Raw genomic sequence first — 17,661 nt, 5'->3', positions numbered from 1 at the left:
CGCGGGCCGTCCGCGCCGAGCGAGGAGAGGGAGAGAACGCATGGAGACCTTCGGCGCCCGGTTGCACCGGGCCGTCGCCGAGCGGGGACCGCTCTGCGTCGGGATCGACCCGCACCCGCAACTGCTGGCCCGCTGGGGGCTGCCAGACGACGTCGAGGGGCTCGACCGGTTCGCCCGGACCGTCGTGGACGCCCTCGGTGACCGGGTTGCGGTGGTCAAGCCCCAGTCGGCCTTCTTCGAGCGTTTCGGCGCCCGGGGTGTCGGGATTCTTGAGTCAACTATCCGACAGTTACGGGATTGCGGCTCGCTCGTTCTGCTTGACGTCAAGCGCGGCGACATCGGCTCGACGGTCCGCGCGTACGCCTCGGCGTACCTCGACCCATCCAGCCCGCTGTATGTCGATGCAATCACCGCGAGCCCCTACCTGGGAGTAGGTTCGCTCGCCCCGATGTTCGAGCTGGCCGCCGAGCACGGCGGCGGCGTCTTCGTGCTGGCGCTCACCTCGAACCCCGAGGGAGCCGCCGTGCAGCACGCCCGCGGCGCCGACGGACGGACCGTGGCGCAGACGGTCATCGACGAGATTTCCCAGCTCAACGCGGGTGCGGAGCCGCTCGGCAGCTTCGGGCTGGTGGTCGGCGCGACCATCGGGGAGACGGGTCACGACCTGTCCCGGGTGGGCGGTCCACTGCTCGCCCCGGGGCTCGGCGCCCAGGGCGCGACGGCCGCCGATCTGCGTGCCGTCTTCGGCGCGAGCCTTCCCGCGGTGCTCCCGTCGTACTCCCGGGAGGTGCTCGGCGCCGGGGCGGACGTGGCCGCGCTGCGGGCCGCCGCCGAGCGTGTCCTGGCCGACTGCCGGGCCGTCGTGCCCGCCCGTTGACTGATTGATCGGTCGGTCACTTTGCGTTGATCATGGCGCGCCCACGTTGCCGAAAGCTCCGTTGACCGCTAGTTTTCCCCGCGCTGGGAACCACGGACCCCTTGGTTCACAGCGACACCACGTTTCACAGATGCGGCGGTGCGTCCCGCCCGTCGCGATAGGGACCTGAGGAGAACTGGTGCCGCTCCCGTCACTGACCCCCGAACAGCGCGCTGCCGCGCTGGAGAAGGCCGCGGAGATCCGCAAGGCCCGTGCCGAGCTGAAGGAGCAGCTCAAGCAGGGCAAGACCACCCTCGGAGCCGTTCTCGAGCGGGCCGAGTCCGACGACGTCGTGGGCAAGCTGAAGGTGTCGGCGGTCCTGCAGGCGATGCCGGGCATCGGCAAGATCCGGGCGACCCAGATCATGGAGAAGCTGAAGATCGCTGACAGCCGCCGCCTGCGTGGCCTCGGCGAGCAGCAGCGCAAGGCACTGCTTGGAGAGTTCGCCGCCAACTGAGCATGGCAGCGTGTAGAAACAAGCAGTGAGCACGGATGGCGAGGCGCGCCCGGCGGCTCGGCTCACTGTCCTGGCGGGCCCCTCGGGCGCCGGCCGGGAGAGTGTCGTCGAGCTCGTCCGGGCGCGCTCTCCCTCCGTGTGGCGGCCGGTGCCGGCGACGACCCGACCCCGCCGCCACGGCGAGGTCGACGGCGTCGACCGGGTCTTTCTCTCCGCCGCCGCCTTCGACCGGCTGATCGCCGCGGGTGCGCTGCTGGAGTGGTCGCGGGCCGGCCCCCACCGCCGCGGCACCCCGTACGAGCCGCTGCTCTCCCGGCTTGCCGCCGGGCAGCCCGCGCTGCTCCCGCTCGACCTCCCCGGTGCCCTCGCCGTCCGGGAACGCCTCTCCGACGCTCGTCTGGTGCTGCTCCGCCCGCCCGGCTACCGCCCGGACCCGGCCCTCCGCGCCGCCTTCGACCTCGACGTCACGCACGACCTGAGCGATCGGGTCGCCGATGAGCTGGTAGGCTTGTTCGGTTCTTCTTATCCGACTCCGACCCGACCACGGGTGCTCGGTTAGGAGCCGCCCACGGTCCGGAGTCGGCCGTGGCCGCCAGTCCGCACCGCGTCCCGCGGTTCGACAGACGCAGAGGTTATTCGTGGGATCCATCGCCACCAACCCCGAGGGCATCACCAACCCGCCGATCGACGAGCTCCTCGAGAAGACGACCTCGAAGTACGCGCTGGTCATCTTCGCCGCCAAGCGGGCCCGCCAGGTCAACGCCTACTACAGCCAGCTCGGTGAGGGCCTGCTGGAGTACGTCGGCCCGCTGGTCGAGACCACCCCGCAGGAGAAGCCGCTCTCCATCGCCATGCGCGAGATCAACGCCGGCCTGCTCACCGCCGAGCCGACCGACCAGCCGTAACCCGCCGCACCGCGATGTCCGCCGGGATCGTCCTCGGGGTCGGTGGCGGCATCGCCGCCTACAAGGCGTGTGAGCTGCTGCGGCTCTTCACCGAATCGGGCCACCGGGTCCGTGTCGTGCCGACCGCGTCGGCGCTCCGCTTCGTCGGGGCGCCGACCTGGGCGGCGCTCTCCGGCCAGCCGGTCGCCGACGACGTCTGGTCGGACGTGCACGAGGTGCCGCACGTGCGTCTCGGCCAGCAGGCCGACCTCGTGGTCGTCGCGCCGGCCACCGCCGACCTGCTCGCCAGGGCGGCGCACGGCCTCGCCGACGACCTGCTCACCAACACGCTGCTCACCGCCCGGTGCCCCGTGGTGCTGGCCCCGGCCATGCACACCGAGATGTGGGAGCACCCGGCCACGGCGGCGAACGTCGCCACCCTGCGGTCCCGCGGCGTCCGGGTGATCGAGCCCGCCGTCGGCCGGCTCACCGGGGCCGACACGGGCAAGGGCCGGCTGCCCGACCCCGCCGAGATCTTCGCGGTCGCCCGCCGGGTGCTCGCCCGGGGGATCGCCGCGCCCGCCGACCTCGCCGGCCGCCGGGTGGTGGTCACCGCCGGCGGCACCCGCGAACCCCTCGACCCGGTGCGGTTCCTGGGCAACCGCTCCTCCGGCAAGCAGGGGTACGCCTTCGCCCGCGCGGCAGTGGCCCGCGGCGCCCGCGTCACCGTGATCGCGGCCAACGTCGGCCTCGCCGACCCGGCCGGCGTCGACCTGGTCCGCGTGGGCACCACGGAGGAGCTGCGGGAGGCGACGCTCAAGGCCGCGGTCGACGCCGACGCGGTGGTGATGGCGGCGGCTCCGGCCGATTTCCGTCCCGCCGTCTACGCCCCTGGCAAAATCAAGAAGGCGGACGACGGCAGCGCGCCCACCATCGAGCTCGTCACCAACCCGGACATCGCCGCGGAGCTCGGCCAACGCCGCCGGCCGGAGCAGGTGCTGGTGGTGTTCGCCGCGGAGACCGGCGACGCCGAGGCCAACGGCCGGGCCAAGCTGGCCCGGAAGCGGGCCGACCTCATCGTCATCAACGAGGTCGGGCAGGACAAGGTCTTCGGCGCCGACACCAACGCGGCGACCGTCATCGGCGCGGACGGCTCGGTCACGCGGATGCCCGAGCAGTCCAAGGAGGACCTGGCCGACGGCGTCTGGGACCTGGTGGTCACGCGGTTGACCCGTCGCTCCGAGGGGTGAGACCGGCCGCAACCGGCTCTGCCGCCACCGACGGTGGTGGCTAGACTTCCGCGGAACGACTTCACACGCATTAGGGAGTGCCGTGACACGCCGCCTCTTCACGTCCGAATCGGTCACGGAAGGCCACCCGGACAAGATCGCCGACCAGATCAGCGACGGCATCCTCGACGCGTTGCTCGCCGAGGACCCGCGCAGCCGGGTCGCGGTGGAAACCATGATCACCACGGGTCAGGTGCACATCGCCGGCGAGGTGACCACGAAGGCGTACGCGGACATCCCGACCATCGTCCGCCGGACCATCCTCGACATCGGCTACGACTCGTCGAAGAAGGGCTTCGACGGCGCCTCCTGCGGCGTGAGCGTGTCCATCGGCGCCCAGTCGGAGGACATCGCGCAGGGCGTCGACAACGCCTTCGAGCTGCGCACCGGCGCGTCGGAGAGCGCGCTGGACGCCCAGGGCGCCGGCGACCAGGGCATGATGTTCGGCTTCGCGTGCTCGGAGACGCCGGAGCTGATGCCGCTGCCGATCGCCCTGGCGCACCGCCTCGCCCGGCGGCTGTCCGCCGTGCGCAAGGACGGCACGATCCCGTACCTGCGTCCCGACGGCAAGACCCAGGTCACCATCGAGTACGAGGGCCTGCGCCCGGTCCGGCTCAACACGGTGGTGGTGTCCAGCCAGCACGCCGCCGACATCTCGCTGGAGTCGCTGCTCACCCCGGACGTCCGCGAGCACGTGATCGCCCCCGAGCTGGAGAGCCTGGGCCTGGACACCGAGGGCTACCGGCTGCTGGTCAACCCGACCGGCCGGTTCGAGATCGGCGGCCCGATGGGTGACGCCGGTCTGACCGGCCGCAAGATCATCGTGGACACGTACGGCGGGTACGCCCGGCACGGCGGCGGGGCGTTCTCCGGCAAGGACCCGTCGAAGGTGGACCGCTCGGCCGCGTACGCCATGCGGTGGGTGGCCAAGAACGTGGTGGCCGCAGGCCTGGCCGAGCGCTGCGAGGCGCAGGTCGCGTACGCGATCGGCAAGGCGCACCCGGTGAGCCTGTTCATTGAGACCTTCGGCACCGAGACCGTGCCGGTCGCCTCGATCGAGACCGCGGTCGCCGAGGTCTTCGACCTGCGCCCCGCGGCCATCATCCGCGACCTCAACCTGCTCCGCCCCATCTACCAGCAGACGGCGGCGTACGGCCACTTCGGCCGTGAGCTGCCCGACCTGACCTGGGAGAGCACCGACCGGGCCGCCGACCTCAAGTCGGCCGCGGGAGCCTGACCGGCACCACGCGCAGCGACCGGCGACCCGCGGACGGGTCGCCGGTCGCTCGTGTCTGCGTGGACGTCCCGCTGGCCCACCTGGACCGGCCCTTCGACTACCTCGTCCCGGCCGAGCTGGACGCCTCGGCCGTGCCGGGCGTCCGGGTGAAGGTCCGCTTCGCGGGGCAGCTGGTGGACGGCTGGCTGCTGGAGCGGGTCGACGCCTCCGGGCACACCGGCCGGCTGGCGTACCTGGAGAAGGTCGTCTCGCCCGAGCCGGTGCTGTCGCCCGAGGTGGCGCGGCTGGCCCGGGCGGTGGCCGACCGGTACGCGGGCAGCCTCGCCGACGTGCTCCGGCTCGCCGTGCCGCCCCGGCACGCGCGGGTGGAGAAGGAGACGCGCGAGCCGACCGCACCGGACGCCGGACCGCCCCCGGACCCGGCGCGCCCGGACGCGCCGGACGGCTGGCGGGACTACCCGGCCGGGCCGGCGTACCTGCGGGCGCTGGCCGACGGTAGGGCGCCCCGCGCCGTCTGGTCGGCGCTGCCGGGTGAGGACTGGGCCGCCCGCTACGCCGAGTCGGTCGCGGCGACCGTCGCCGGCGGCCGGGGCGCCGTGGTGGTCGTCGCCGACAACCGGGACCTGGAGCGGCTGGACGTCGCGGTCGGGGCTGCGCTCGGTCCCGGGCGCCACGTCTGCCTGTCCGCGGCGCTCGGCCCGGCCCGGCGCTACCGGGCCTTCCTCGCCGCCCGGCGCGGCGATGTGCCGGTGGTGATCGGCACCCGGGCCGCGATGTTCGCGCCCGTGGAACGGCTCGGGCTGGTCGCGGTCTGGGACGACGGGGACGACCTGCACGCCGAGCCGCGGGCGCCCTACCCGCACACCCGCGAGGTGCTGCTCACCCGGGCACAGCTCGCCGAGGCCGGCGCGCTGGTGGGCGGGTACGCGCGCACCGCCGAGGCGCAGCTGCTGCTGGAGACCGGCTGGGCCCGGGAGGTCGTGGCCGACCGGGCCACCGTGCGGGCGCGTACGCCGGCCATCGCGCCGACCGGCGACGATCCGCAGCTGGCCCGCGACCCGGGGGCGGCGACCGCGCGGCTGCCCAGCCTGGCCTGGACGGCGGCCCGGGACGCCGTCCGCGCCGACCTGCCGGTGCTCGTGCAGGTGCCGCGCCGCGGCTACCTGCCCTCGGTCTCCTGCGCCGACTGCCGCACCCCGGCCCGCTGCCCGCACTGCGCGGGCCCGCTCGCGCTGCCCTCGGCCACGGCCGCGCCCGCCTGCCGCTGGTGCGGGCGGGTGGCCGCCGCGTACGCCTGCCCGGAGTGCGGTGGACGGCGGCTGCGGGCCGCTGTCACCGGCGCGCGCCGCACCGCCGAGGAACTCGGGCGCGCGTTTCCCGGCGTGCCCGTGCGCACGTCGGGGCGGGAGGAGGTGCTCGCCGAGGTGCCGGGTGGCGCCGGTCTCGTCATCGCGACGCCGGGGGCCGAGCCGGTCGCCGACGGCGGCTACGGCGCGGTGCTGCTGCTCGACTCGTGGGCCCTGCTCACCCGCGCCGACCTGCGCGCGGGGGAGGAGGCGCTGCGGCGCTGGCTGGCGGCCGCGGCGCTGGCCCGGCCGGCCGCGGCCGGCGGCCGGGTCGTGGTGGTGGCCGACGGCGGCCTGGCCCCCGTGCAGGCGCTGCTGCGCTGGGACGCCGGCTGGTTCGCCGCCCGCGAGCTGGCCGAGCGGCGGGAGCTGGGCTTCCCGCCGGCGGTGCGGATGGCCAGCGTGACCGGCGTGCCGGCGGCGGTGGCCGACCTGCTCGACGAGACGCGGCTGCCCGACGGCGCCGAGGTGCTGGGCCCGGTGCCCGCGGACGGGGAGCGGGAGCGGATGCTGGTCCGGGTGCCCCGGGCCCGGGCGGCGGCGCTGGCCGACGCGCTGCACGCCGCGGCCGGGGCGCGCAGCGCCCGCAAGGCGGCCGACCCGGTCCGCCTCCGGGTCGACCCGCTCGACCTGTTCTGAGCCGGTGAGCTGGGCCGACGGCGCGTCCGCGCGGCGGCGTCGCACGCCGCGTGCGGCGGACGGCCGACCGGGGGGTGGTAGCATCGCCCGTCATGCCCGGGCGCACAGACCGCGCGACGATGACGGGAGCGCGTCGAGCCGACGCCAGGACGATGCTGTCAATCAGCCGGTGATCTCAGGGGTGGACCAGTCGTGACCGTTCGTCAGTCGATCGTCTTCAACGGTGACCTCGGCAGCGGCAAGAGCACCGTGTCGGTGGAGATCGCCAAGCGGCTCGGGATGCGCCGGGTCAGCGTCGGCGACCTGTACCGGCAGATGGCGCAGGAGCGGCAGATGACCGCTCTCCAGCTCAACCTGCACGCGGAACTCGACCAGGCGGTCGACGGCTACGTCGACCAGCTCCAGCGGGACATCGCGGCCTCCGGCGAGAGCCTCGTCATGGACTCCCGGCTGGCCTGGCACTTCTTCACCGACGCGCTCAAGGTGCACATGATCACCGAGCCGGGGGAGGCGGCCCGCCGGGTGCTGGCGCGCCCGTCCGGGCCGGCGGAGAGCTACACCTCCCTGGAGGAGGCCACGGCCAAGCTGCGCGAGCGCAGCGAGAGCGAGCGGGGCCGGTTCCTGGTCCGCTACGGCGTGGACAAGGCGCGGCTGCGCAACTACGACCTGATCTGCGACACCACCCGGGCCACCGCCGACGAGGTCATCGAGCACATCATCGCGGCGTACGAGGGCACGCTCGGCGCGGAGGTGCTGCGCGACGCCCCGCCACTGCTGCTCCTCGACCCCGCCCGGGTCTACCCGACCGAGGACATCGCCACGCTGCGCGGCCTCTGGGACTCGGAGTTCGTCGGCGAGGTCGCCGGTGCCGGCGACGAGGCGCTGGAGCCGCTGCGCATCGGCTACACCGGCGAGTACTTCTTCGTGGTCGACGGGCACCGCCGTCTCAGCGCCGCCCTCCAGAGCGGCTTCCACCTGGTGCCGGCCCAGCTCGTGGCCGAGGTGGACGAGCCGGTGGTCGGCGGGATGAGCGCCGTCGACTACTTCACCGCCCAGGTCCGCCCCGGAATCGTCTACGACTGGGAGGCCGCGCACGGCGTCCGGCTGCCGCTGCCCGAGCACGCGCTGCTCGGCGGCGACGCGGTGCTCGCGGGCGACCCCGGCCACACCGCCTGAGCCCGACCCGGTCACCGGCGCCGGATCGCCGGATCGCCCGATCCGGGGCATGATGAGAGGCCCTCGACGGGACGCGGGAGGCCGGCCATGGACGCTGCCGAGGCGCTCACACTGCTGCTGTCGCCGCAAGGGCGGATCGACCCCTACCCCACCTACGAGCGGCTGCGCGCGTACGGGCCGGTGGCCGAGGCCGCACCGATGTTCTACCTGGTCACCGGCTACGCCGAGGCCGACGAGCTGCTCCGCGACCCCCGGCTCGCGGTGATGGACGACGCGATCCGCGACAGCGTCTGGCCGGGCTGGCGGGACAGCCCCGCGATCGCGTCGATCTCCCGCTCGATGCTGCGGACCAACCCGCCCGACCACAGCCGCATGCGCCGGCTGGTCGCGGGCGCGTTCAGCCCGCGCCGGATCGCCGGGATGCGCGACGTGGTGGCCGCGCAGGCCGACGAGCTGATCGACGCGATGGGCGAGCGGGGCCGGGACGCCCCGGTGGACTTCCTGGCCGACTTCGCGTACCCGCTGCCGGTCGCGGTGATCTGCGCCCTGCTGGGCGTGCCGGCCGCCGACCGGCCGCTGTTCCGCCGCTGGGCGACCGACCTGACCGGCGTCCTGGAGCCGGAGATCACGCCCGAGGAGCTGGCGGTCGCCGACCGGGGCGCGGCCGAGCTGCGCGCGTACTTCACGGAGCTGGTGCAGGCGCGTCGCCGGGCCCCGGCCGACGACCTGACGACCGCCCTGGTCCAGGTGCACGACTCCGACGGCGGGCGGCTCTCCGGCGACGAGCTGCTGGCCAACCTCGTCGTCCTGCTGGTCGCCGGCTTCGAGACCACCACCAACCTGCTCGGCAACGGTCTCGTCGTGCTCCTCGACCACCCCCGCGAGGCCGACGTGCTGCGCGGGCACCCGGAGCACGCCCCGGCGTACGTCGAGGAGCTGCTGCGTTACGACTCGCCGGTGCAGCTCACCAGCCGGCTGAGCACGGCCGCCGTGCGCTGCGGCGGGGTCGAGCTGCCGGCGGGCAGCTCGGTGCTGCTGCTGCTCGGGGCCGCGAACCGGGACCCCCGCCGGTTCCCCGCCCCGGAGCGGTTCGACCCGTGGCGGGCGCAGTCGCACCCGCTGTCCTTCGGCGCCGGCCCGCACTACTGCGTGGGCGCCGGGCTGGCCCGGCTGGAGGCGCAGATCGCCGTCCCGCGACTGCTGCGCCGGCTGCCGGAGCTGGCCCTGGCCGGCCGGCCCCGGCGGCGCACCCGGCTCACCCTGCGGGGCTACGACACGCTGCCGGTGACGCTCGGCACACCGGCCCCGGTCGATCGCGGTACGCCGGCCGGTGCCCGGCCGGGCACTCCGTAGACTGGTACGGCCCCGATCGTCCCACCCCAGAAGGAGCCGTCCCGCGTGACCGTCCAGCCCATCCGTCTGTTCGGCGATCCGGTGCTGCGCACGCCGGCCGATCCGGTGGTCGACTTCGACGCCGAGCTGCGCCGGCTCATCGCCGACCTGACCGACACCATGCGCGAGCAGAGCGGCGCCGGTCTGGCCGCGCCGCAGCTCGGGGTGGGCCTGCGGGTGTTCACGTTCGACGTCGACGACGTGCTCGGTCACCTCGTCAACCCGGTGCTGGAGTTTCCCGACGAGGAGGAGCAGGACGGCCCCGAGGGCTGCCTGTCCATCCCCGGGCTCTACTTCGACACCAAGCGTCGGCAGAACGTCGTGGCCAAGGGCTTCAACGGCTACGGGGATCCGCTGCAGATCGTCGGCACCGGCCTCATGGCCCGCTGCGTGCAGCACGAGACCGACCACCTCGACGGCGTGCTGTTCGTCGACCGGCTCGACGCGGCCGGGCGCAAGGAGGCCATGAAGGCGATCCGCCAGGCGGAGTGGTACGACCCGGCCGCCCCGCCCGTGGTGAAGGTCAACCCGCACGGCGCCGGCAGCAGCCCGTTCGGCCTGGGTGGGTGACGGCCGGCATGCGTGTGGTCTTCGCCGGTACGCCGGCCGTCGCCGTCCCGTCCCTCGCGGCCGTGGCCGCCTCCGGGCACGAGCTGGTCGCCGTCGTCACGCGACCGGACGCGCCCGCCGGACGGGGCCGTGGCCTGTCCCGCTCCCCGGTCGGCGCGTGGGCCGACGAGCACGGCGTCGAGGTGCTCACCCCGGCCCGCCCGCGCGAGCCGGAGTTCCTGGCCCGGCTTCGCGAGCTCGCCCCGGACTGCGTGCCCGTCGTCGCGTACGGGGCCCTGGTGCCCCCGTCCGCGCTGGAGATCCCCCGGCACGGCTGGGTCAACCTGCACTTCTCGCTGCTGCCGGCCTGGCGCGGCGCGGCGCCCGTGCAGCACGCCGTGCTGCACGGCGACGAGCTGACCGGGGCCAGCGTGTTCCAGCTGGAGGAGGGCCTGGACACCGGCCCGGTCTACGGCACCCTGACCGACGAGATCCGCCCCACCGACACCTCCGGCGACCTGCTGGAGCGGCTCGCCACCTCCGGTGCGGGCCTGCTGGTGGCGGTGCTCGACGCGATCGCCGACGGCACCGCGCGGGCCGAGCCGCAGCCGGCCGACGGGGTGTCCCTCGCGCCGAAGCTGACCGTGGAGGACGCCCGGGTGCGCTGGGCCGACCCGGCGTTCGCCGTGGACCGGCGGATCCGCGCGTGCACCCCGGCGCCCGGCCCGTGGACCACCTTCCGGGGCGAGCGGGTGAAGCTCGGACCGGTCGTCCCGGTGCCCGACGGCCCCGACCTGAAGCCGGGTGAGCTGCTGGTGGAGAAGTCCCGCGTGCTCGCCGGCACCGCCACCGGCCCGGTACGGCTGGGCGAGGTGCGGGCGGCCGGCAAGCGGGCCATGCCGGCGACGGACTGGGCGCGCGGCGCCCGGGTCGCCGCCGGTGAGGAGCTGGCGTGAGCGCCGCCGGCCCGGCGCGCGACGACGCGCCCGTCGGTGACGGTTCGCCCGACGAGCGGTCCGACCTGCGCCCCGCCACCTCGCGTGAGGGCCGGTGGGGCGGGCGGAGTGAGCGGCCCGGCGGCGGGCGGCCAATGGCGGGCGGCCGCTGGTCCGCGCGCTCGGGCGCCGACCGGCGCGCCGGCCGCGGTGGCCGGCCGGCCGTGGACCGCCCCCGGCAGGCCGCCTACGAGGCGGTCGCCGCCGTGAACCGCGACGACGCGTTCGCCAACCTGGTGCTGCCGGCGATCCTGCGCGAGGAGGGGCTGGTCGGCCGGGACGCGGCCTTCGCCACCGAGCTGACCTACGGCACCCTGCGCCACCTCGGCACGCTGGACGCGATCCTCACCGCGGCCGCCGGCCGGGAGGTGCAGCGGATCGACCCGCCGGTACGCGACGCGCTGCGGCTCGGGGCGTACCAGCTGCTGCACACCCGCGTGCCCGCGCACGCGGCCGTCTCCTCGACCGTCGACCTCGTCCGCACGGTCGGTCCGGGCGCCACCGGCTTCGCCAACGCCGTGCTGCGCGAGGTCGCCGGCCGGGACGTGGACGCCTGGGTGCAGCGGCTCGCACCGAGCATGGAGACCGACCCGATCGGGTACCTGTCGCTCGCCTACAGCCACCCGCAGTGGGTGGTGCGGGCGTTCGCCGAGGCGCTCGGCGGCGACCTCGGCGAGACCACCCGGCTGCTCATCGAGGACAACGAACGCCCGCCCGTGCACCTGTGCGCGCGTCCGGGCCTCGCCGACGCGGTCGAGCTGGCCGACGAGGTCGGCGGCGCGCCGGGGGCGTTCTCCCCGTACGCCGTGTACCTGTCCGGCGGGGCGCCCGGTGACCTGCCGGCGGTGGCCGACGGCCGCGCCCACGTCCAGGACGAGGGTTCGCAGCTGGTGGCGGCCGCGCTCGCGGCGGCGCCGCTGGAGGGCCCGGACGGGCGCTGGCTCGACCTGTGCGCCGGGCCCGGCGGCAAGGCGGGGCTGCTCGGCGCCCTCGCGGCCCAGCGGGACGCCCGGCTGACGGCCGTCGAGGTGGCCGAGCACCGGGCCCGCCTGGTCGCTCAGGCCACCCGGGGCCTGCCGGTGACCGTCCTGAACACGGACGGCCGCACCGTGGGGCAGGACCCGAAGCTCCCGGAGGAGCACTTCGACCGGGTGCTCGTCGACGCCCCCTGCACCGGCCTGGGGTCGCTGCGTCGCCGACCCGAGTCCCGCTGGCGGCGGCAGCCCTCGGACCTCGCCGCGCTGACCCGGTTGCAGCGGGAGCTGCTGGGCGCCGCGCTGCGTGCGGTACGCCCCGGCGGCCTGGTCGCCTACGTCACCTGCTCGCCGCACACGGTGGAGACGCACGTGACGGTGACCGAGGCGGCGCGGCGTTCCGGTGTGCCCGTGGACTTCGTCGACGCCCGTCCGCTGCTGCCGGCAGGCATGCCGGGCCTCGGCGAGGGGCCGACCGTGCAGTTGTGGCCGCACCGGCACGGCACCGACGCGATGTTCCTCGCCGTCCTCCGTCGCGGCTGACCGCCGATCGGAGGCGGCCACCGCCGCCGTCGCCAGGCGCGACGGCGGCGGGTCACCGGACGGGCAGAGCCTTCGTGCCGGCGCCCTTCAGCGAGCGGGTGAGCGCGCGGTCGCTGACCCACAGGAAGCACTGCACGCCGCGGTTGCCGTCCTTCCACTCCTGCTCGAACGGGTGGTAGAAGATCGTGCCCGCCCGGTACTGCAGGTCGGAGTTGTCCGGCACCTTGGTGTACTTCGCGATGAGCTTGCGGCACGCCTTGTGCGTCGCGAGGGTGCTGCCGGTGAACTGGGCGTAGGTGACGTCCGGCGCCTGGTACACGCCCACGAACTCGGCGTGGTGCCGGGCCGTGCAGGAGGCCGGGACCATCTCGTCGATGTCGTCCTTGACGAGCTTCGGCTCGAAGCAGCGGTGCGCCAGCTCGGAGTCTCCGGTGAGCGCCCCGCGGACGCTGCCCGTCCGCAGCTGCACGGCCGGGTCGTCGAGGCTCTGCAGCTCGCTCACGTCGCACCGGAACCACCGCGCGCCGCCGGTCCACGCCGCCGGCGAGGGGAAGACCACCCCCACACCCAGGCGGCCCGAGCGCCAGTTCGCGCCGACGGCCTTGTCCACCGCCCGGTCACACTCGGCCCGCGCGGCCCGCATCCCCGCGGAACCGGACGGCGGGGGCGTGCTCCGCTGGGCGGCGGCGCCGGAGAGGGTGCCCACGTGCACGGTCTCCGCGCGGTGCGACTGGCCGCAGTCGACCGGGTTGTACGCGCTCAGGTAGCCCACGTCCTGGAGGGCGGCGTGGCAGACACCGGCGTCGGGAACGAACGCCTCGGCCGCGGCGAACGCCGGCCAGTCGTCGGTGAGTTCCGTGTCGAGCCCGGCCGGGGCGCACCCGGTGAGCCCCAGCACCGTCGCCGCGCCCACGGCGACCGCCGTCCACCACCGTCGCATCCGACGACCTCCCCGTCGACCGTGGTCACGCCCACCGGCGATCGTCGACCGGTTGCGCCACAAGCGCAGGAGCATACGGCACGGCCGGTCAGATCGCCGGAAGTCCCTGCGGCCCCACCCCGCGCATGGAGCGGGTCAGCGGCCGGTCGTCGCTCCACAGGAAACAGCGCACCCCGCGGTCGCCCTCCTCCCACTCCCGCCGCGACGGCGGGTAGAAGATGGATCCCGCCCGGTACGCCAGGTCGCCGTTGTCGGGCACCGCCGCGAAGGCGGCGATCAGCGCCATGCACCGCCGGTGCACCTGGTCCTGCGCGGCCGTGAACGCCGCCCAGCTCATGTCGCGCTCGGTGTAGACGCCCACGAACTCGGCGCGGTGCGGCTCGGTGCACAGCACCGGCGCCATGTAGTTGAGGTTGTCGCCGATCAGCTTCGGGTCGAAGCAGCGGTGGATGAGCGGCGAGTCGCCGATCATCGCGCCCCGCAGGCTGCCGACCCGGTTGACCGGGCGGGTGTTGTCGATGCTGTCGGTCTCGCTCAGGTCGCACCGGAACCATCGCGCGCCACCGGCCCAGGCGGGCGTGGAGGGCAGCGCGATGTTCAGGGTGAGCCGGGCGGAGTGCCAGTCGCCGCCGAGCACCTCCCGGGCCCGCTGGTCGCACTCGGCCCGGACGCCGCGCAGCGCGGGGGAGCCGGGCTCGGGGCGGGGGCCGGCCGGGACGTCGTCGACGGTGCCCACGTGGATCGCCTCGGCCAGGTGGCTGCGCGAGCAGGGCACCGTCTCGTAGGTGCTGGCCTGCACGACCGGGGTGATCCGGGGCAGGCAGGTGTCGGTGGCGGGCACGAACAGCTTCGGCGCCCGCATCGCCGGCCAGTCGTCGACCAGGTCACCGTCGGCCCCGTGCGAGCGTTGGCAGCCCGCCAGGAGCACCGCCGCGCCGACCAGCGCCAGCGCAAGCCACCGTCGCATCGTCCGCCCTTCCCGGAAACTGGTGACCGTCGAGCGCCCCCCGCCGGTCGCCCCCGGCGTGGTGTCACCGTCCCCGTTGGAGTCTGGTCGGCTTCCCGCCGATCGGCCAGTCGCCGACGGCGCCGGGCCGCGGAACGCCCACCGGGGCGGCCCATTCTGCACCACCGGTCACCGCCGGGTCACGCCGCGTCCCGGATGGTGCCGTGCGGCCGGTGGTGGCGTCGTTCGTACACTGGCCCGGTGACCGTACCGCCGCCGATCGTCGCGCCGAGCATTCTCGCCGCCGACTTCGCCCGCCTCGCCGATGAGGTCCGTGCCGTCGAGAACGCCGCGGACTGGTTGCACGTCGACGTGATGGACAACCACTTCGTGCCCAACCTGACCATCGGGCTGCCGGTGGTGCAGAGCCTGCGGGCGGCCACCCAGCTCCCGTTCGACGTGCACCTGATGATCGAGGACCCGCGGCGCTGGGCGCCCGGGTACGCCGACGCCGGGGCGTACAACGTCACGTTCCACGCCGAGGCCTGTGACGACCCGGTGGCACTGGCCAAGGACCTGCGCTCGGCCGGGGCCAAGGCGGGCCTCGCGATCGACCGGGACACGCCGATCGAGCCGTACCTGGACCTGCTGCCCAGCTTCGACACCCTGCTGATCATGACGATCAAGGCCGGGTTCGGCGGGCAGCGGTTCATCCCGCAGCTGCTGGAGAAGGTCCGTACGGCCCGCCAGCACGTCGCGGCCGGCCACCTGGAGCTGCGCATCGAGGTCGACGGCGGGATCGCGGCCGACACCATCGAGCAGGCATCCGCGGCGGGCGCGGACGCCTTCGTGGCCGGCACCGCCGTCTACGGCGCGGCCGACCCCGCCGAGGCGGTGCGCCGGCTGCGGGCCCTCGCGGAACGCGCCGCACCCGGGGCCTGACGTGGATCCGGCGGAGGAGCGACCCGACATCATCCTCGTCGTCGACGACGACGAGGACATCGCCCGCTTCGTCGAGTTCAACCTGCGCCTGCACGGGTTCGAGGTGCTGCACGCCAGCGACGGCCAGGAGGCACTGGACGTCATCGAGCAGCAGCGCCCCGACCTGGCGGTGGTCGACCTCATGATGCCGCGCATCGACGGTCTGGAGCTGACCCGGCGGCTGCGGGCCGACCCGATGACCTCGGCCCTGCCGGTGATCATGCTGACCGCCAAGGGGATGACGTCCGACAAGGTCAACGGCCTCAGCGCCGGCGCCGACGACTACCTCGTGAAGCCGTTCGACACCGCCGAGCTGATCGCCCGGGTCAGCTCCACGCTGCGGCGCAACAAGGAGTTCCGCGAGGTCTCCCCGCTGACCGGCCTGCCCGGCAACAGCCGGATCCGGCGGGAGATCAGCGACCGCGTCCGCAACGGCGCCGACTACGCGGTCGGCTACATCGACATCGACCGGTTCAAGAGCGTCAACGACCGGTACGGGTTCGTCCGGGGCGACGACTTCATCTCCGCCCTGGCCCGCAGCCTGCACCGGGCGGTGGTCTCGGTCGGCCTGCCGCCGGCCTTCCTCGGTCATGTGGGCGGCGACGACTTCGTGATCGTCTGCTCGCCCGACCAGGTCCGGCCGCTGACCTCCCGCGCCGTGGTGGACTTCGAGAAGGCGGCTGACACGCTCTACGACCCGATCGACCGGGAGCGCGGCTTCGTCGAGCTGAAGGACCGGCGGGGCAACATCCGCCGCGCCGCCCTGGTCACCCTGTCGATCGGGGTGTCGCTCTCCGACGCCGACAAACGCTTCACGAACCCCCTCGAGGCCATCGCGGTGGCCAGCGAGATGAAGACGGTGGCCAAGAGCCAGCCCGGGTCGTACGTGGCGGTCGACCGCCGGCGCGGCGTGACGTGACCGGCGCGACGCGGTGTGAAGTAGCTCGCCTCGGTGGCGGCGCCCCCCGGTGGGCGTGTAAGACTTCCGGTGTACCCACCACGCGCTGGCGGGACTCGGTGTAATTCCGAACCGGCGGTGATCCACGGTCAGTCCGTGGTCAGCCCGCGACCCGGTCGGCTCTGCCGCCCGGTGGACCTGGTGAGAATCCGGGGCCGACGGTTGGGGGCGGGGCAACCCGCGCCCAGACAGTCCGGATGGGAGACAGCGCGCGGGACGGACGGGTCGTGCCGGCCGCCGACATCGGCGTGTCGTGCCCGGCCCTGCGGGGCGGCCCTGTCGTGCCCGCATCTCCGCCGCCGCATGCGCGGCCTCACGGCCGACCCTCCCGCCCCGCCCGCGCGCGACCGGCGAGCGAGAGGGCAGGGCACGGCGAGATGGCGAGCGTCTCCGTCGACGAGGCGATGCGTCGCGCGATCGAACTGGCGGCACGGGGGCTGGGCACCACCAGCCCCAACCCGGTGGTCGGCTGCGTCCTGCTCGACGCCGAGGGCCGGGTCGTCGGCGAGGGCTTCCACGCGTACGCCGGCGGGCCCCACGCCGAGATCGTCGCGCTCGCGCAGGCTGGCGAGCGCGCTCGGGGCGGCACCGCGGTGGTCACTCTGGAACCCTGCGACCACACCGGCCGCACCGGCCCCTGCAGTCTCGCGCTCATCCAGGCCGGCGTCGCCCGGGTCGTGATCGCCGTGCCCGACCCCAACCCGGTGGCCTCGGGAGGCGCGGCCACCCTGCGCTCCGCCGGGGTCCGGGTCGATCTGGGCGTACGCGGCGCCGAGGCGGAGGCCGGCAACATCGCCTGGCTGACCTCGATGCGGCGGGGCTGGCCGTACGTCATCTGGAAGTACGCGGCGACGGTCGACGGCCGGTCGGCGGCGGCCGACGGCACCAGCATGTGGATCACCTCCGAGGCGGCCCGGATCGACGTGCACGCGCTGCGCGGCACCGTCGACGCGGTCGTCGTGGGGGTGGGCACCGTGCTCGCCGACGACCCGCGGCTGACCGCCCGCAACCTGCGCGACGGCAGCCTCGCCATCCGGCAGCCGCTGCGGGTGGTCGTCGACAGCGACGGCCGTACGCCCGCCGAGGCCCGCGTCCGCGACGGCGCGGCCCGCACCTGGGTCGCCACCGCGGCCGAGGTCGGCGCCGGCCCGGACGGGCGGGTGGACCTGCCGGCGCTGCTCGCCGCGCTGCACCAGCGCGGCGTCCGGGCCGTGCTGCTGGAGGGCGGCCCCCGGCTGGCCGGCGCGTTCCTGGCCGCCGGCCTCGTGGACAAGATCGTCGGTTACGTGGCGCCCCGGCTGCTCGGCGCCGGGCCGACGGCGGTGGTCGATGCGGGTGTGACCACCATCGCGGAGGCCATCGATCTGGAGTTCGTCGACGTTACGCAGATCGGTCCGGATCTGCGGATCACCGCGCTGCCCCGTAAGAGGGAGGGCTGA

Annotated in this window: 17 protein-coding genes and 1 riboswitch; of the genes, 15 read left to right on the top strand and 2 right to left on the bottom strand. The window is 74.8% G+C overall.

Annotation, left to right across the window (positions count from 1 at the left end):
* Window positions 1–40: 40 nt before the first annotated feature.
* From pyrF to D7193_RS00365, 12 genes are all read left to right on the top strand, one after another.
* Window positions 41–877, top strand: a complete 837-nt coding sequence (gene pyrF, locus D7193_RS00420) for an orotidine-5'-phosphate decarboxylase (RefSeq protein WP_120777395.1) — start codon at window positions 41–43, stop codon at window positions 875–877.
* Between the two features lie 178 nt (window positions 878–1,055).
* Entirely contained in the window at window positions 1,056–1,373 is a 318-nt protein-coding gene (gene mihF / locus D7193_RS00415; RefSeq protein ID WP_007458370.1) for an integration host factor, actinobacterial type, read from the top strand.
* 25 nt (window positions 1,374–1,398) lie between these two features.
* Window positions 1,399–1,932 carry a nucleoside/nucleotide kinase family protein gene (locus D7193_RS00410; protein WP_120777394.1) on the top strand — a complete coding sequence of 178 codons (534 nt, stop codon included), beginning with the start codon at window positions 1,399–1,401 and terminating at the stop codon, window positions 1,930–1,932.
* A 79-nt stretch (window positions 1,933–2,011) separates the two neighbouring features.
* Window positions 2,012–2,278, top strand: coding sequence for a DNA-directed RNA polymerase subunit omega (gene rpoZ, locus D7193_RS00405; RefSeq protein ID WP_013285517.1), 267 nt, complete (start codon window positions 2,012–2,014; stop codon window positions 2,276–2,278).
* A 14-nt stretch (window positions 2,279–2,292) separates the two neighbouring features.
* Window positions 2,293–3,507 (top strand): bifunctional phosphopantothenoylcysteine decarboxylase/phosphopantothenate--cysteine ligase CoaBC, encoded by a 1,215-nt coding sequence (gene coaBC / locus D7193_RS00400; protein WP_120777393.1) that lies wholly within the window; start codon window positions 2,293–2,295, stop codon window positions 3,505–3,507.
* 82 nt (window positions 3,508–3,589) lie between these two features.
* A complete protein-coding gene (gene metK, locus D7193_RS00395; RefSeq protein WP_120777392.1) occupies window positions 3,590–4,783 on the top strand; it encodes a methionine adenosyltransferase in 1,194 nt (397 codons plus the stop codon).
* Window positions 4,780–6,768, top strand: coding sequence for a primosomal protein N' (locus tag D7193_RS00390; RefSeq protein WP_120777391.1), 1,989 nt, complete (start codon window positions 4,780–4,782; stop codon window positions 6,766–6,768). The genes metK and D7193_RS00390 overlap by 4 nt, the downstream gene beginning before the upstream one ends.
* A 192-nt stretch (window positions 6,769–6,960) precedes the next feature.
* Window positions 6,961–7,944 carry an AAA family ATPase gene (locus D7193_RS00385; RefSeq protein ID WP_120777390.1) on the top strand — a complete coding sequence of 328 codons (984 nt, stop codon included), beginning with the start codon at window positions 6,961–6,963 and terminating at the stop codon, window positions 7,942–7,944.
* A gap of 87 nt (window positions 7,945–8,031) precedes the next feature.
* A complete protein-coding gene (locus D7193_RS00380) occupies window positions 8,032–9,297 on the top strand; it encodes a cytochrome P450 (protein WP_120777389.1) in 1,266 nt (421 codons plus the stop codon).
* A gap of 45 nt (window positions 9,298–9,342) precedes the next feature.
* A complete protein-coding gene (gene def, locus D7193_RS00375) occupies window positions 9,343–9,906 on the top strand; it encodes a peptide deformylase (protein ID WP_120777388.1) in 564 nt (187 codons plus the stop codon).
* Window positions 9,907–9,914: 8 nt separating this feature from the next.
* Window positions 9,915–10,841 carry a methionyl-tRNA formyltransferase gene (gene fmt, locus D7193_RS00370; protein ID WP_120779142.1) on the top strand — a complete coding sequence of 309 codons (927 nt, stop codon included), beginning with the start codon at window positions 9,915–9,917 and terminating at the stop codon, window positions 10,839–10,841.
* A gap of 134 nt (window positions 10,842–10,975) precedes the next feature.
* Window positions 10,976–12,397 carry an RsmB/NOP family class I SAM-dependent RNA methyltransferase gene (locus D7193_RS00365; protein WP_120779141.1) on the top strand — a complete coding sequence of 474 codons (1,422 nt, stop codon included), beginning with the start codon at window positions 10,976–10,978 and terminating at the stop codon, window positions 12,395–12,397.
* A 52-nt stretch (window positions 12,398–12,449) separates the two neighbouring features.
* Here the strand turns inward: D7193_RS00365 and D7193_RS00360 are convergent, their stop codons facing one another.
* Both D7193_RS00360 and D7193_RS00355 read right to left on the bottom strand, forming a co-directional pair.
* Entirely contained in the window at window positions 12,450–13,337 is an 888-nt protein-coding gene (locus tag D7193_RS00360; protein WP_120777387.1) for a septum formation family protein, read from the bottom strand.
* An 88-nt stretch (window positions 13,338–13,425) separates the two neighbouring features.
* On the bottom strand, window positions 13,426–14,304 hold the full coding sequence (locus D7193_RS00355) for a septum formation family protein (protein ID WP_120777386.1): 879 nt from the start codon (window positions 14,302–14,304) through the stop codon (window positions 13,426–13,428).
* A 240-nt stretch (window positions 14,305–14,544) separates the two neighbouring features.
* Between D7193_RS00355 and rpe the strand changes: the two genes are divergently transcribed.
* The 3 genes from rpe (at window position 14,545) to ribD (ending at window position 17,661) form a co-directional block, all read left to right on the top strand.
* Window positions 14,545–15,225 carry a ribulose-phosphate 3-epimerase gene (rpe, locus tag D7193_RS00350; RefSeq protein ID WP_120777385.1) on the top strand — a complete coding sequence of 227 codons (681 nt, stop codon included), beginning with the start codon at window positions 14,545–14,547 and terminating at the stop codon, window positions 15,223–15,225.
* Between the two features lies 1 nt (window position 15,226).
* Window positions 15,227–16,183: a response regulator gene (locus D7193_RS00345; RefSeq protein WP_120777384.1), complete on the top strand. Its 957-nt coding sequence runs from the start codon at window positions 15,227–15,229 to the stop codon at window positions 16,181–16,183.
* 80 nt (window positions 16,184–16,263) lie between these two features.
* Window positions 16,264–16,435: riboswitch (FMN riboswitch) on the top strand.
* A gap of 164 nt (window positions 16,436–16,599) precedes the next feature.
* Window positions 16,600–17,661, top strand: a complete 1,062-nt coding sequence (gene ribD / locus D7193_RS00340) for a bifunctional diaminohydroxyphosphoribosylaminopyrimidine deaminase/5-amino-6-(5-phosphoribosylamino)uracil reductase RibD (protein ID WP_120777383.1) — start codon at window positions 16,600–16,602, stop codon at window positions 17,659–17,661.

It is taken from the genome of Micromonospora costi, assembly GCF_003626655.1.
Classification (GTDB): Bacteria; Actinomycetota; Actinomycetes; order Mycobacteriales; family Micromonosporaceae; genus Micromonospora; species Micromonospora costi.
Note: the sequence above shows the minus strand (reverse complement) of the source record. Positions and strands in the feature narration are given on the sequence as shown.